At 70.4% G+C, this 14575-nt stretch carries 14 protein-coding genes; 3 read left to right on the top strand and 11 right to left on the bottom strand.

Annotated features, from left to right (window positions below; translation table 11 throughout):
* The first annotated feature begins 107 nt into the window (after positions 1 to 107).
* Both J2X64_RS12560 and J2X64_RS12555 read left to right on the top strand, forming a co-directional pair.
* Positions 108 to 641 carry a sigma-70 family RNA polymerase sigma factor gene (locus J2X64_RS12560; protein ID WP_310154818.1) on the top strand — a complete coding sequence of 178 codons (534 nt, stop codon included), beginning with the start codon at positions 108 to 110 and terminating at the stop codon, positions 639 to 641.
* Positions 638 to 1252, top strand: a complete 615-nt coding sequence (locus tag J2X64_RS12555) for a hypothetical protein (protein ID WP_310154816.1) — start codon at positions 638 to 640, stop codon at positions 1250 to 1252. The genes J2X64_RS12560 and J2X64_RS12555 overlap by 4 nt, the downstream gene beginning before the upstream one ends.
* Before the next feature lie 76 nt (positions 1253 to 1328).
* Here J2X64_RS12555 and J2X64_RS12550 read toward each other — a convergent pair whose 3' ends face one another.
* From J2X64_RS12550 to J2X64_RS12530, 5 genes are all read right to left on the bottom strand, one after another.
* Positions 1329 to 2438, bottom strand: a complete 1110-nt coding sequence (locus J2X64_RS12550; RefSeq protein ID WP_310154814.1) for a dipeptide ABC transporter ATP-binding protein — start codon at positions 2436 to 2438, stop codon at positions 1329 to 1331.
* Positions 2431 to 3477 carry an ABC transporter ATP-binding protein gene (locus tag J2X64_RS12545; protein WP_310154812.1) on the bottom strand — a complete coding sequence of 349 codons (1047 nt, stop codon included), beginning with the start codon at positions 3475 to 3477 and terminating at the stop codon, positions 2431 to 2433. Before J2X64_RS12545 ends, J2X64_RS12550 begins: the two co-directional genes overlap by 8 nt.
* A gap of 20 nt (positions 3478 to 3497) precedes the next feature.
* The gene (locus J2X64_RS12540; RefSeq protein ID WP_310154810.1) at positions 3498 to 4436 is read right to left on the bottom strand and encodes an ABC transporter permease; all 939 of its coding nucleotides are present in this window, start codon (positions 4434 to 4436) and stop codon (positions 3498 to 3500) included.
* Positions 4429 to 5355: an ABC transporter permease gene (locus J2X64_RS12535; RefSeq protein WP_310154807.1), complete on the bottom strand. Its 927-nt coding sequence runs from the start codon at positions 5353 to 5355 to the stop codon at positions 4429 to 4431. Before J2X64_RS12535 ends, J2X64_RS12540 begins: the two co-directional genes overlap by 8 nt.
* 270 nt (positions 5356 to 5625) lie before the next feature.
* On the bottom strand, positions 5626 to 7272 hold the full coding sequence (locus J2X64_RS12530) for an ABC transporter substrate-binding protein (RefSeq protein WP_310154805.1): 1647 nt from the start codon (positions 7270 to 7272) through the stop codon (positions 5626 to 5628).
* A gap of 309 nt (positions 7273 to 7581) precedes the next feature.
* Between J2X64_RS12530 and hisN the strand changes: the two genes are divergently transcribed.
* Positions 7582 to 8373, top strand: coding sequence for a histidinol-phosphatase (gene hisN, locus J2X64_RS12525; RefSeq protein WP_310154802.1), 792 nt, complete (start codon positions 7582 to 7584; stop codon positions 8371 to 8373).
* Positions 8374 to 8415: 42 nt separating this feature from the next.
* Here the strand turns inward: hisN and J2X64_RS12520 are convergent, their stop codons facing one another.
* From J2X64_RS12520 to J2X64_RS12495, 6 genes are all read right to left on the bottom strand, one after another.
* Entirely contained in the window at positions 8416 to 9828 is a 1413-nt protein-coding gene (locus tag J2X64_RS12520) for a pitrilysin family protein (RefSeq protein ID WP_310154798.1), read from the bottom strand.
* A complete protein-coding gene (locus J2X64_RS12515; RefSeq protein ID WP_310154797.1) occupies positions 9825 to 11108 on the bottom strand; it encodes a pitrilysin family protein in 1284 nt (427 codons plus the stop codon). The genes J2X64_RS12520 and J2X64_RS12515 overlap by 4 nt, the downstream gene beginning before the upstream one ends.
* A 61-nt stretch (positions 11109 to 11169) precedes the next feature.
* A complete protein-coding gene (locus J2X64_RS12510; protein ID WP_310154795.1) occupies positions 11170 to 12594 on the bottom strand; it encodes an NAD(P)/FAD-dependent oxidoreductase in 1425 nt (474 codons plus the stop codon).
* A 181-nt stretch (positions 12595 to 12775) separates the two neighbouring features.
* Complete coding sequence (locus tag J2X64_RS12505) at positions 12776 to 13255, bottom strand: methylated-DNA--[protein]-cysteine S-methyltransferase (RefSeq protein WP_397444064.1); 480 nt, start codon at positions 13253 to 13255, stop codon at positions 12776 to 12778.
* Positions 13256 to 13323: 68 nt separating this feature from the next.
* Positions 13324 to 13752, bottom strand: coding sequence for an HIT family protein (locus tag J2X64_RS12500; RefSeq protein ID WP_310154789.1), 429 nt, complete (start codon positions 13750 to 13752; stop codon positions 13324 to 13326).
* Between the two features lie 10 nt (positions 13753 to 13762).
* Positions 13763 to 14572 (bottom strand): DUF1295 domain-containing protein, encoded by an 810-nt coding sequence (locus tag J2X64_RS12495; RefSeq protein ID WP_310155868.1) that lies wholly within the window; start codon positions 14570 to 14572, stop codon positions 13763 to 13765.
* Between the last annotated feature and the right edge of the window lie 3 nt (positions 14573 to 14575).

Genomic DNA, 14575 nt, shown 5'->3' with positions numbered 1-14575 from the left:
ACGGTCGGGACGGGCACCTCGGGTGACCTGCACAGATCGGCAGAACTCCGCAACAATCCGTGTCACCCGCGACCGGTCGAGAATCGTCTGTCGAGGTGATGGAGGCGGTGGGAGCACTGCAGGAGGGCGGGGTCGCGGCGGTCCCGGGGGTGGCCGCCGACGACCTCGTCGTCGTGCTCTTCCGGGACGAGGCGGCCCGGCTCGTCTCGCTCGCCCGGTTCTTCGTCGACGACCGCACGGCCGCCGAGGACCTCGTGCAGGAGGCCTTCATCCGGCTGTCGCGCAGCACCTCGCGCATCCGCGACCGGGACCGCGCCGCGGCATACCTGCGCTCGATCGTCATCAACCTCGCCCGCGACCACAACCGGCGCGGCCTGGTCTCCCTGCGGCACCGCCCACCGGCCCAGCCCGACGAGCCCTCCGCCGAGGACACCGTGGCAGGCGAGCACGCGCGGCAGGAGGTCGTCGCCGCGGTGCGTGCCCTGCCACGCAGGCAGCGAGACTGCGTGGCCCTGCGCTACTACCTCGAGCTGCCGGTGGAGGAGATAGCCCGCACGCTGGGCCTGTCCCCGAACTCGGTCAAGACCCACCTGCGCCGCGGCCTGCGCGCACTCGCCACGACCCTCGAGGAGGAGCGATGAGCGCCCTGGAGGACCGGCTGCACGACGCCCTCACCGGGGTCGGCGACAGCCGCGCACCGGCCCCCGACCTGTTCGCCCGGGTCGTCGACGGCATCGAGCACGACCGGCACCGGCGCCGCCGGGTGCGGCTGCTCGGCGCCTCCTGGGTCGTCGGCCTGGCGCTCGCGACGACCCTCGTGCTGACCCTGACACCCCGTGGAGAGAGAGGACTGGAGATGCCCTGGTGGGTCCTGGAGGTGGCGACGAACCTCGTCCTGCTCGGCATCGCGCTGTGGCTGGGCCCGTTCATCAAGCGGTTCGGGAGGGCGTACGCAGCCGACGTCTTCCACGACAACCCGTTGACGGGCAAGAGCTACATCGTGCTGACCGACATCGTGTACTACCTGATCTTCGCCGCCTACATCCTGTTCAGCCTGCACGTGGCGCCGCAGGGTGAGTGGAAGAACGACATCACCGAGCGCGTGACGGCCGAGCAGGTGACGTTCGAGCTGTCGCGCCTCGGCGGCATCCTGCTCGTCATCGGCATCCTGCACGGGGTCAACATCGTGCTCATGCCTGTGCTCGGACGGCTCTTCTCGCTCAACCGCAGGCTCCCCGAGCGCTCCCACTGAACGCGACCGCGCCGCCCCCCGGACGGGGACGGCGCGGTCGGTGTGCGCTGGGACGCGCGGCCGGGACCAGCCTCGGTCAGGAGTCCTGCGTCCCGTCGCCGACACGCTCGTACGGCTCCTCGAACGACGCCTGGTCGCGGACCTCGGCGCGGAACACCGGCTCCTGGCCCGAGACGTCGACGGTCGGGATGATCACGCGCGGTGCCGCGAAGTGGCAGGCGGAGAGGTGCTGGCCCACACCGTCGGGACGCAGCTCGAGCACGGGCTCGTCGGTGCTGCACTTGTCCTGCGCCTTGAAGCAGCGCGTGTGGAACCGGCAGCCGCTGGGCGGGTTCGCCGGCGACGGCACGTCGCCCTTGAGGACGATCTGCTCCTTCTTGTCGCGCAGGGTGGGGTCCGGCACGGGGACCGCGGACAGCAGGGCCTGCGTGTAGGGGTGCGTCGGACGACCGTAGATGTCGTCCTCCTCGCCCAGCTCGGCCATCTTGCCCAGGTACATGACGCCGACGCGGTCAGAGATGTGCCGGACGACCGACAGGTCGTGCGCGATGAAGATGTAGGACAGGCCGAGCTCGTCCTGCAGCTTCTCCATCAGGTTGACGACCTGCGCCTGCACCGACACGTCCAGCGCCGAGACCGGCTCGTCGCAGATGAGGACCTTCGGGTTGAGCGCGATGCCGCGGGCGATGCCGATGCGCTGGCGCTGGCCACCCGAGAACTGGTGCGGGTACCGGTTGATGTGCTCGGGGTTGAGGCCGACCAGGTCGAGCAGGTCCTGCACCGCCTTGCGGCGGCCCTTCTTCGGCACGGCGTCCGGGTGGATCTCGAACGGCTCACCGATGATGTCGCCGACCGTCTTGCGCGGGTTGAGCGAGGTGTACGGGTCCTGGAACACGATCTGGATGTCGCGACGCAGGCGGCGCATGGCGCGGCCCTTCTGGGCGTACATGTCCACGCCGTCGAACATCACCGTGCCGGACGTCGGCTCCTCCAGGCGCATCAGCAGCCGGCCGAGCGTGGACTTGCCACAGCCGGACTCGCCCACGATGCCGAGGGTCTCGCCCTTGAGCAGCTCGAAGCTGACGCCGTCGACGGCCTTGACCTGGCCGACGGTGCGCCGCAGCACGCCGCCCTTGATCGGGTAGTACTTGACCAGGTCGGTCGCGGTCAGGATCGGCTCAGCCATGGAGGACCTCCTCGGCGAAGTGGCAGGCGCTCTCGCGGCCCGGTGCCACGGTCAGCAGCTGGGGACGGTCCTCACGGCAGACGTCCTGGGCGTAGCGGCAGCGCGGGTTGAACGCGCAGCCCGGCGGGATCCGCATGAGGTTCGGCGGCAGGCCACCGATGGCGGCGAGCTGCTGGCCCTTCTGGTCCAGGCGCGGGATCGACTCCAGCAGGCCCTTGGTGTAGGGGTGGGCCGGCTGCCGGTACAGGTCGTACACGTCCGCGCGCTCGACGATCCGGCCGGCATACATGACCGCGATCTTGTCGGCGACGTCGGCGACGACACCCAGGTCGTGCGTGATGAGGATGAGCCCCATGCGGCGCTCCTCCTGCAGCTCCTGCAGCAGGGCCATGATCTGGGCCTGGACGGTCACGTCCAGGGCGGTGGTCGGCTCGTCGGCGATGAGGACCGCCGGGTCGAGCGCGATCGCCATCGCGATCATGATGCGCTGGCGCATGCCGCCGGAGAACTGGTGCGGGTAGGCCTTCACCCGCTCCTTGGCAGCCGGGATCTGCACGCGCTGCATCAGCTTGATCGCCCGCTCCAGGGAGTCGGACTTGTTCATGCCGCGGTGCTTGCGGAACATCTCCGCGATCTGCCAACCCACCGGGAAGACCGGGTTGAGCGAGGACAGCGCGTCCTGGAAGACCATCGAGACCTCGGGGCCGCGGGTCCGGCGACGCTGCTCGTCCGGCATGGTGAGCAGGTCCTGCCCGCAGTACCGGATCTGGCCCTTCGGGATCCTCGCCGGCGGCATGTCGAGGATGCCCATGATCGCCTGTGCGGTCACGGACTTGCCCGACCCCGACTCGCCGAGGATGGCGAGCGTCTCGCCCTCGTGCAGGTCGAAGTCCACGCCGTTGATGGCCTTGGCCACACCGTCGGGGGTGTGGAACTCGACGTGGAGGTCTTCCACCTCGAGCAGCAGGCCGTCCTGCGGGGTGTACACGGGCCCGTCGGTCTTGTGAGACCGGTGGGGCTTGGTGTCAGTGGTCGTCATGTGGAGTTCGTCTTTCCCGCTCAGCGCGACTTCGGGTCGAAGGCATCGCGCACCGCGTCGCCGAGCATGATGAAGGCCAGCACAGCCAGGGAGAGGAACAGGCTGGGGAAGAACAGGATGTGCGGGGTGGTCCGCAGCGCGATCAGCGCGTCGGAGATCGACACACCCCAGGACACGGCCGGAGGCGTGAGGCCGATGCCGAGGAAGCTCAGCGCGGCCTCTGCGGCGATGAACACACCCAGGTTGATCGTGGCGATGACGATGACGGGAGCCAGCGCGTTGGGCAGCACGTGCGAGCGGATGATCCGCCACGGGCTCGCACCCAGGGCACGGGCCGCCTGCACGTAGTCGTTCGGCTTGACCTGCATGACGCTGGAGCGCATGAGCCGCGCGATGGTCGGCCAGCCGAACACCGCGAGCACGAGCACGACCTTGCCCACCACGACGAAGTACGGGGTGTTGGCGTCGTTCGCGAAGACCGACATGAACAGGATGCCGCCAAGCAGCAGCGGGATCGCGAAGAAGATGTCCGTGACACGCGACAGGACCGCGTCGAGCCAGCCGCCGTAGAAGCCCGCCGCCACACCGAGCACCCCACCGATGATCACGGTGGCGATGGTCGTGAACACGCCGACGAGGATCGAGGCGCGGGCGCCGTAGATGGTGCGCGAGTAGATGTCGTAGCCCTGGATGTCGCGCCCGAACCACGGGCCGTCGAGGCTCGGGGGGACGCGGGCGTCCTTGAGGACCGCGGCGTTGGGGTCGACGTTGGTGAACAGCGAGGGCCACGCGGCCATGAGGACGAAGAGGGCGATCAGGACTACGGACACCCAGAAGATCGGGTTCTTCTTGAGGGACCGCCAGGCGTCCGAGGCCAGTGAGCGCGGAGCGTCCCCTGCCTCGCCGGTGGGCGCAGCACCCGTCTCCGCGGAGACGGCGATGGTCGAAGCCTCAGTCATGGCTGATCCTCGGGTCGAGCACGCCGTAGAGCAGGTCCACGACGAGGTTGGCGAGCAGGAACACGAGCACCAGGACCGTCACCGTGCCGACGACGACGACACCGTCACGGTTGTGGATGCCGGTGAACAGGTAGCCGCCGACGCCCTGGATGTTGAAGATGCGCTCGGTGATGATCGCGCCCGCGAGCAGGCCACCGAAGTCGGCACCGATGAAGGTCACGACCGGGATGAGGGAGTTCCGCAGCGCGTGCACCCCGACGGCGCGGCGCTTGGTCAGTCCCTTGGCGATCGCGGTGCGCAGGTAGTCCGCCCGCAGGTTCTCGACGAGGTTGGTGCGGGTCAGGCGCGCGACGTACGCGATCGAGGAGCTGCCGAGGACGAAGGCCGGCAGCAGCAGCTCGTAGAAGGTCGCCGAGGAGGACACCGTGACCGGGAACAGGCCCAGCTTCACGCCCAGGTAGTACTGGAGGGTGGCGCCGATGACGAACACCGGCACCGAGATCACGAAGAGGGTGCTCACCAGGACGAGGTTGTCGATGAACTTGCCTTTTCGGATGCCCGCGAGGACGCCGGCCAGGATTCCGATGAGGGTCTCGAAGAGGATGGCCATCGCGGCGAGCCGCACGGTGGTGGGGTACCGCTGCTTGAGCTCGTCCGACACCTTGATGTCGCGGAAGTTGGTGCCGAGGTCACCCTGCGCGACGTTGACCATGTACTTGCCGTACTGGACCAACAGTGGGTCGTTGAGGTTGTGCTCCTGGCGGAACTTGGCGACGAAGGCCGGCGGGCAGCCTCGCTCGCCGCACATGCCGGCGGTGGGGTCACCGGGCAGGGCGAAGACCATGGCGAAAATGATGAACGTGGACCCAAGCAGCACCGGGATCATCTGGAGCAGTCGCCGAAGGATGTACTTGTACACGTCACCTCCTTTTGATTGACGCCCGCGGGGAGGGGTGGTCCCGGTGGCGTGGCCGGTCGAGCGGAGCGGAGTTGGCGCCCGGTCGAGCCGAGCGGGTCAGGTCCCGCTGCTCCTCGACACAACATAGTCGTATGGACGGTACATGGGGCAGGCCCCGGGGGTGTCCCGGGGCCCTCCCCGGACAGGCCGTCGGCCTGCCGGCTCGGGGCCGGCAGGCCGACGGTCGCTGTTCGGTCGGCGCCCCCGCTGGGAGCGCCATCCGGGGGTGACTTACTTCAGCGAGAGGCTGGCGAAGTCGATGGTGCCGAAGGCGGTGATCTTCACACCGGTGACCTTGTCGGACCAGCCGAAGGTGGCGGTGGAGTACCACATCGGGATGGCCGGCATGTCGTTGGCGAGGAGCTTCTCCGCCTCCTGGTACTTGGCGTTCGCCGCAGCCGCGTCGGTCTGGGCAGCAGCCTCGTTGAGGAGCTTGTCGAACTCGGGGTTGCTGTAGTCACCGTCGTTCGAGGAAGCGCCGGTCTTGTAGATGGGGGCGAGGAAGTTCTCGATGGACGGGTAGTCCATCTGCCAACCGGTGCGGAACATGCCCTTCATCTTCTTGGCCGCGATCTGCGCGCGGAAGGTCGCGAAGTCCACGACCGGGGTGGCGACACAGTCGACACCGAGAGCGCCCTTGATCGAGTTGCAGGTGGCCTCGACCCACGCCTTGTGCGAAGCGTCGGCGTTGTAGGAGATGGTCATCTTGCCGCCCTTGAAGCCACCGGCCTCGTCGAGCTTGGCCTTCGCCTTGGCAGCGTCGAAGGTGCAGTACTCACCGCACTGGCCGGCCTTGTAGCCGTCGACGACCGGGGACACCCAGCCGGTGGCCGGCTGACGGGTGTTGTTGAAGATCTGCTTGATGATCGTCGGGCGGTCGATCGCCATCGAGATCGCCTGGCGGATCTTCGGGTCGGCGTAGTTCGGGTCGACCTTGGCCGGCGCGAAGGTGATGGTCTGGATGACGCCGACGGCCTTCTGGGCGTTGCGGTCCGGGAGGTCCGTCTTGTACTTGTCGTCGATCATCGCCGAGGACGGGACCTCGTCGGTCACGTCGAGCTGGTTGGCGATCACGTCGTTGTAGGCAGCGTCGCTGTCCTGGTAGATCTTGAACGTGATGCCGTCGAGCTTGCCACCGAACTTGCCCGAGTAGTCAGCGAACTTGCTGAGCTTGATCTCGGTGTTCTTGGTCCAGGAGTCGAGCTTGAAGGGGCCCGCGCCGACCGGCTTCTCGCCGTAGGCCTTCGGGTCCTTGAAGAACGAGTCCGGGAGCGGCGCGAAGGCGGAGTAGCCCAGGCGCACCGGCATGTTCGAGACCTTCTCGGTGGTCTTGATGGTGAAGGTGTAGTCGTCCTTCACCGCAAGGCCGGTCATCTTGTCGGTCTTCGGCTTGGTCTTGCAGTCGGCGTCGGCGCACTGCGTGGCGTCGAAGCCCTCGATGGGCTCCATGAAGTAGCCGGAGGACTGTGCGTTCGGACCGTAGGCGGCGTAGTTCCAGGCGTCCACGAAGTTGTGGGCCTTGACCTCGGTGCCGTCCTGGAACTTGTAACCCTTCTTGATGGTCACGGTGAAGTTCTGGTTGTCCGAGGTGTCGATCTTGTCGGCGATGTCGTTCTCGGGAGCACCGGTCTCGGCGTTGTAGTGAACGAGCTTGGCCGTGATCGCGTCGAGCACGTTGCCACCGCAGGTCTCGGTGGTGTTGCTCGGGATCAGCGGGTTCTGGGGGTTGCACCCGCGGACCGTGACGGTGCCACCGGTCTTGCCGCCGGCAGTCGACTTGGTGTTGTCGTTGCTGCTGCCGCCACCACACGCTGCAGCAAGCAGCGTGACAGCGGAGACACCGGCAACAACAGCCACCGTGCGAGCAGTTCCTCGCATGGATGTCCTCCTACATAGGGATTCCCGACCGGTGTGGACGGGGTGGTCCGGGCGACGCACCGGTCGGCGCGCAGCCCTCCAACGCACAGTGCGTCGTCGTGTGGCACCCATGAAAGAGCAAGGAGACGGTAAAGGCGACGGTCTGGCACAACCCGAGACAAAAACGTGATCGTCCTGCAGCCGAGTTGAGAGCAGATCTTGCGGTGGGGCTCCGATCCGGCCCGTCGCGGGGCATTCCGGCACATACCGGGGCCCGGCGTGTCGTGGTCGGTCCCGGGGGCCGGAGCCCCCCTGGTCTAGCGTGACGGCGTGGCCTACGACGACGACCTGCGGCTCGCCCACGTCCTGGCAGACGCCGTGGAGCGGATCACGATGGCTCGGTTCCGCGCCGAGGACCTCGTGGTGGAGTCCAAGCCCGACCTCACCCTCGTGAGCGACGCCGACCGTGATGCCGAGGAGCTCATCCGGGCCCAGCTCAAGCGCACCCGCCCCCGGGACGCCGTGGAGGGCGAGGAGTTCGAGACGACGGGGCACGGGCCACGCCGCTGGGTCATCGACCCGATCGACGGCACCCACAACTTCGTTCGCGGGGTGCCCGTGTGGGCCACCCTCATCTCCCTCGTCGACAACGAGATGCCCGTCCTCGGGCTCGTCGCGGCCCCCGCCCTCGGCCGGCGCTGGTGGGCCGCCAACGGCTCGGGCGCGTGGTCGGGGCGCAGCCTCGCCGCGGCGAAGCGCATCTCGGTCTCACGTGTCTCGCGGCTGGAGGACGCCTCACTCTCCTACTCCAGCCTCAAGGGGTGGCGCGCCGTCGACCGGTACGACGAGCTGCTCGACCTCACCGACACCTGCTGGCGGACCCGCGCGTACGGCGACTTCTGGTCGTACATGCTGGTCGCCGAGGGCGCGGCGGACATCGCCGCCGAGCCCGAGCTCGCCGTGTACGACATGGCCGCCCTCGTGCCCATCGTCACCGAGGCGGGCGGCCGCTTCACCTCCCTCGCCGGCAAGGACGGCCCGTGGGGCGGCAACGCCGTGGCGACCAACGGGCTGCTCCACGACGAGGTCCTCGAGCGGATCGGCACCGACGCCCGGGCCTGACCAGGCCCTCGCCCGCGTCCGGCCGGCGGTCGCTTCCCCCCGTCAGGCCGGGACGACGACCACCTCGCCGAGGCCCAGCCCACGGAGCCCGTCGGCCCAGCGCGCCGCGTCGCCGACGACGACGACGGTCCACTCCCCCGTCACCCACTGCCGCCAGGCGGCGAGCAGCGCGTCCGGGTCCAGCGAGCGCATCCGCTCGAGGTTGTCGGTGGTGAACTGCGTGGTCAGGCCCTCGAGCGAGAGTGCCGCCGCCTCGTCGGCCACCGCGTCGGCGGTGGCGAAGCGACCCGGTGCGGTCTTGCTGATGAAGTCCACCCCGGCACGCACCTCCTCCTCGGCCAGTCCGTCACCGACGCGGCCGAGGATGTCGAGCAGCAGCTGGACGGACTCGACGGTGGCATCCGCCCGGACGGACCCCGACGTGAGGAAGAGCCCACCGCGCCGCCGCGGCCGGAAGGCCGAGCGGATGCCGTAGGTGAAGCCCTTCTCCTCGCGCAGGACGGCGTCGACCCGGGCGTTGGGCGAGCCCCCGACGACGAACCCCAGGACGGGGTATGCCGCCCAGCCGCCCTCCGCGCGGCGGTCCGGTCCGGGGCACCCCACGAGGATCTCGGACTGGACCGCGCCGGGCCGGTCGACGAGGACGACGCGCGCCCGGTCGCCGGCGAACGCGGGCGCCACCGGGTCGGGCAGCTCGCGCTGGTCCGGGTTGGACCAGCCGCCGAGGCCGGCGGCCGCGATGGCGGGCACGTCGAGGTCGGAGAGGTCGCCCGCGACGACGACGGTGGCGCCCCGCGGACCCACCTGGCCGCGGTGGAACTCGGCGACGGCCTCGCGCGTGATCGCGCGGACGGTCGACGGGGAACCCCCGGTCGGGCGGGAGGCGCGATCGCTCGGGTCGAAGATCGTGGCCACGAACTGCCGCGCTGCCCGCTGCGGCCCGAGGGCCCGCTCCTGCTCGATCTCGGCCAGTCGCGTCCTGAGGTGCCGGTCCAGCTCGGGCTGCGGGAACACCGGGTCGGCGAGCAGCCGGCGCAGCAGGTCGAGCGCGTCCGGGAGGCGCCCCTTGGGCACGTCGAGGTCGACCGACAGGCCGGCATCGGTCACGCCGGCCCCGATGGCGATCCCCTTGCGCTCGAGCAGCTCGGCGAACTCCTCGGCACTGTGCTCGGCCGTCCCCTCGTCGAGCATCCGCGCCATGATCGTCGCGACGCCCTCCACCTCGGCCGGCTCGGCCGACAGCGGGAACGGGACGGCCGTGCGGACCGAGACGACGTACTGCCCCGGGATGTCGTAGAGAACGAGCTCGACACCGTTGGGCAGCGTCGCCCGGCTGGGCACCGGGAACTGCCACGGCTCGGGCGGCAGGACGGGCGGCCGGGCCGCGGCGCCGGCCGCACCTGCGGCGTCGTGCTCGAGGGGGGTGTCCTTCTCGGTGCTGCTCGGGGTGCTCACGCGGCGTCCTCCTGGGCCTGGACGAGGTGTCGGACCACCGCGCGGTGCTCCGGGCGCAGCCAGGCGTCCGCCGCGGCGCGCACCTCCTCGGCGGTCACGGTGGCGAGTCGGTCGAGGAAGGTGTTCACGAACTGCGGGTCGCCGTGGAGCAGGGCGTGCTGGCTGATGAGGTCGGCCCGCTCCTCCTGGCCGGCCAGCGCCGACAGCCACGCGCGCTCGGACTGCGCCAGGGCGGACTCGAGCTCGACGTCGGTCGGCCCTTCCACCGCGAAGCGCTCGAGCTCCTCGGCCACCGCGGCCTCGATCTCCTCGGGGTCGTGCCCCTCGGCGACGTCGACGACCAGGAAGCCCAGCGAGGCACCGTCGACGAACCCCATGGTGTGGGCCTGGACCGAGTTCGCGGCCTGCTCGCGCCGGACCAGTCGCTGCACCAGCCGCGAGGTCGTCAGGCCGCCGAGGGCGTCGACCGCGAGCGCCGCCGCGAAGAACTCGTGGGTGTTGTCGACGGGCAGCCGGAAGGCGACGTGCAGCCGGTCGTTCGGGACGGCGCCCGGGCGGTCGACCCGCACCGGGGCGTCGAGGGGCTGGAGCTGCGGGAGGTTGTCCCGCGGCGGGGAGGCCGACGCCGGCAGCGGGCCGAAGTAGCGCTCGGCCGCGGCGAACCCCTCCTCCGGGGTGAGGTCGCCGACGAGGGTGAGCACGGTGTTGTTGGGGCCGTAGTAGTGCCGGAAGAAGTCGTGCACGTCCTGCAGGCTCGCGGCGTCGAGGTCCTCCATCGACCCGATCGTCGGGTGGTGGTACGGGTGGCCGGCGGGGAACGTCGCGGCGTACACCTCGATGAGGGCGTTGCCGTAGGGGACGTTGTCGTACCGCTGGCGCTTCTCCTCCTTGACCACGTCGCGCTGGTTGTCGAGGTTCTCCTGGGTCACGGCGTCCAGGAGGTAGCCGTGCCGGTCCGCCTCCATCCACAGGGCCAGCTCGTAGGCGCCCTTCGGCACGGTCTCGAAGTAGTTGGTGCGGTCGAACCAGGTGGTGGCGTTCAGCCGGCCGCCCTCGGCCATGAGCCGGGCGAAGTGCTCGCCGCTGGCGACGTTGCGCGAGCCCTGGAACATCAGGTGCTCGAAGAGGTGCGCCAGGCCGGTGCGGCCGGCCACCTCGTGGCGTGACCCGACGTCGACCCAGAGGTTGACGGTCACCATGGGCACGCTGCTGTCGGGCGAGACGACGACGCGCAGCCCGTTGTCCAGGGTGCGTTCGTGGATGGGGTACTCCAGCGGCATGCCAGCACCCTACGTGCCGGGTCCGGCCCGCGAAGGCCGGTCCGGCGGTTGCCGCGCCGCGTCAGAGGGTGCGGCTGGCCTCGTCGCGCGCCTGGGCCACGGACTGCACCGGGGGCCGCTTGTCGGCGGGGACCCGGGGCAGCGAGGGGGCGTACGCCGCGCCCAGCTGCTCGATCGCGGTCCGGGCGAACACCTGCTGCTCGGTGACGGTGCGCTCGGAGCGGCCACGGCCGAGGAAGCTGACCGCCCAGTGCAGCAGCGTGGTCAGCCGGTGCTTGAAGCCGATGATGTAGACGAGGTGGACCGCCAGCCACAGCACCCACGCGACGAAGCCGCCGAAGTGCAGCTTGCCGATCGAGGCGACCGCGCTGAAGCGCGAGATCGTCGCCATCGACCCCTTGTCCTTGTACTGGAAGGGGCCCTGCGCGGGACGTCCCGCGAGGCGGCGCTTGATCGACTCCGCGGCATACCGCGCACCCTGGATGGCCACCTGCGCCACGCCCGGGTAGCCCTTGAGCGAAGCCATGTCGCCGACGACGTAGACCTCCGGGTGCCCCGGGAGGGTCAGGTCGTCGTTGACCTCGACGCGGCCCGCGCGGTCGAGGGCGGCGCCGGACTGCTCGGCCAGCTGCGCGCCGAGCTCGGAGGCCTGCACCCCGGCGGCCCACACCTTGGTGATGGACTCGATCCGCCGGGTGGTGCCGTCCTTGTCCTTGACCTCGATGCCCGTGGCGTCGACGTTCGTGACCATGGCGCCCAGCTGGACCTCGACGCCGATCTCCGCGAGCCGCTTCTGCGCCTTGGTGCCGAGCTGGTCACCGAAGGCGGGCAGCACCTGCGGCGCGGCGTCGAGCAGGATGATGCGCGCGGAGGCCGTGTCGATCCGGCGGAAGTCGTGGCGCAGGGTGCGTCGCGACAGCTCGGCGATCTGCCCGGCCATCTCCACCCCCGTCGGCCCGGCACCCACGACCACGAAGGTCATGAGGCGCTCGATCTCCTTGGGGGTGCTGGCCAGCTCGGCGTACTCGAACGCGCCGAAGATCCGGCCGCGCAGCTCGAGCGCGTCGTCGATCGACTTCATGCCCGGCGCGTAGGTCGCGAACTGGTCGTTGCCGAAGTAGGACTGGCCGGCACCGGCCGCGACGATGAGCGAGTCGTACGGCGTCACGGTGTCGCGGTCGAGGACGCGCGAGGTCACCGTGCGCGCCTCGAGGTCGATGTTGGTGACGGTGCCCAGCACGACGCGGGCGTTGGCCTGGTGGGCGAGCACCTCGCGGGTCGACGGGGCGATCTCGCCCTCGGACAGGATGCCGGTGGCCACCTGGTAGAGCAGGGGCTGGAAGAGGTGGTGCGTGGTCTTGGCGACCAGCGTGATGTCCACGTCCGCACGCTTGAGGGCCTGGGTGCCGAACAGGCCACCGAAGCCGGACCCGATGACGACGACCCGATGGCGCGTGGCCGGGGTCCCATCCTGCTGCGACGACATACCAACACTCTCCTGTCAAACACGAAGGACGGCCACCCGGGCTCCCGCCCCGGCGCCGTCCGCGATGACGTCGTGCACTCGAGGCAACCACGGTAGCGGCCTGCGTATGCCCGCGGGGCCGCCCGCGTGCACCCGGTGCGACGGGGATCACGTCCGGCGTCCCAGCCGTCTCGCGGGCTGGTCAGAACAGCCGCTGGGCGCGGGTCTCCTCGGACTCCTCGAGCGCCAGGAGGAACCGCTTGCGGTCCAGTCCCCCGGCGTAGCCGACCAGGCTGCCGTCAGCGCCGATCACCCGGTGGCAGGGCACGACGATCGCGATGGGGTTGCGACCGTTGGCGAAGCCGACCGCCTGGCTGAGGTTGACGTCGCCCAGGGCGCGCGCGAGGTCGCCGTAGGAGCGGGTCTCGCCGTAGGGGATCTCGCGCAGCAGGGCCCAGACGCGCTGCTTGAACTCGTCGCCCCGCGGGGCCAGCGGCAGGTCGAAGGCGGTGCGTTCGCGGGCGAAGTACTCGGTGAGCTGGCGGACGGCCTCGGCCCCGGCGTGGTCGTCCCGCTCCCCGAGCTCGGAGGGGTCGGGGGCGTGCTTCTGGCTGTACGTCATGACGCGGGTGACCGCGCCGTCCTCGGACACGATCGTCACGTCGCCGATCGGCGACGGCATGACGGTGTGGGTGGGCACGACCCGATTGTGCCTCGCCGGACCGACAGCCCGGCGCCGGCAGCCCGGGCCTACCCGGCCGGCGCCTCGATCGCGGCGGCCAGCCGCGCGGCATACTCCTGCGCCTCCTCGTCGGAGTCGTAGCGGGTGCGCGGCCAGAAGAAGCCTCGCAGGCCGTCCCCCTTGGTCCGGGGCACGACGTGCCAGTGCAGGTGCGGGACCGACTGGGAGACGACGTTGTTGGCGGCCACGAACGACCCCTGCGAGCCGAGGCCGGCCGGCATGGCCGCAGCCGTTCGCTGCACGGCACCCATCAGCGTCGGGAGCAGCTCGCGCGGCAGGTCGGGCAGGGTGCCGACGTGGATGCGGGGCACGAGCAGGACGTGGCCCTTGAACAGGGGACGGGTGTCGAGGAAGCCCAGCACCAGCGGCTCGTCGAGCACCGTGAAGGACGGCACCGCGCCGTCGACGATCCGGCAGAAGAGGCAGTCGTCGGGCACGCGAGCGACCCTATCCCCGCCCGGCCCCCGTGGCCCGGCGCGGCGGGCGGGGCAGGAAGTAGCTCGTGCGCTGCTGGTACTCGCGGTAGCCGGGGCGCTCGGCCATGTGCCGCTCGAGCAGCTTGGCCCCGGTGCCGTAGACGAGGAAGTACGTCATGACGACCGGCGACAGCACGGTCAGCACCCCCGGCCACGCGCTCGCGGCGACGAGGAACAGGCCCCACCAGACGCTGGAGTCGCCGAAGTAGTTCGGGTGGCGGGTCCAGGACCACAGGCCGCGGTCCATCACCTTGCCCTTGTTCGCGGGGTCGGCCTTGAAGCGGGCGAGCTGGGCGTCGCCGACCGCCTCGAAGCTGACGCCGAGCAGCCAGAGCAGGACCCCGACGACCGCGACCCAGGCGACCCCGCCGCCGGCGGCGGCGCTGACCTGCAGCGGCAGGGAGACGAACCACAGTGCGGCGCCCTGCACCGCGTAGACCTTGCGGATCGCGACGAGGGTCGGGTTGCCGCCCTCCTTCTCGAGCATCTCGGTGTAGCGCGGGTCCTCGCCCTTGCCGGCGTTCCTACGGGTGACGTGCCAGGCGAGCCGCAGCCCCCACACCGCCACCAGCACGAGCAGCAGCACCCGGCGCCACCCCGCGCCGTCGCCGACGAGCGCCGCGACCAGGGCGACCAGGACGAAGCCCAGCCCCCACGTGGTGTCGACGACGCTCACCCGGCCCTGCCGGTGCCCGACGACCGCGGTGACGGCCATGAGCAGGACGAGGGCCAGCAGCGACGAGCCGGTGACCGCCCAGAAGCTGCCGAGGTCGAAGCCCATCGT

The organism is Phycicoccus sp. 3266 (assembly GCF_031456495.1).
Classification (GTDB): Bacteria; Actinomycetota; Actinomycetes; order Actinomycetales; family Dermatophilaceae; genus Pedococcus.
Note: the sequence above shows the minus strand (reverse complement) of the source record. Positions and strands in the feature narration are given on the sequence as shown.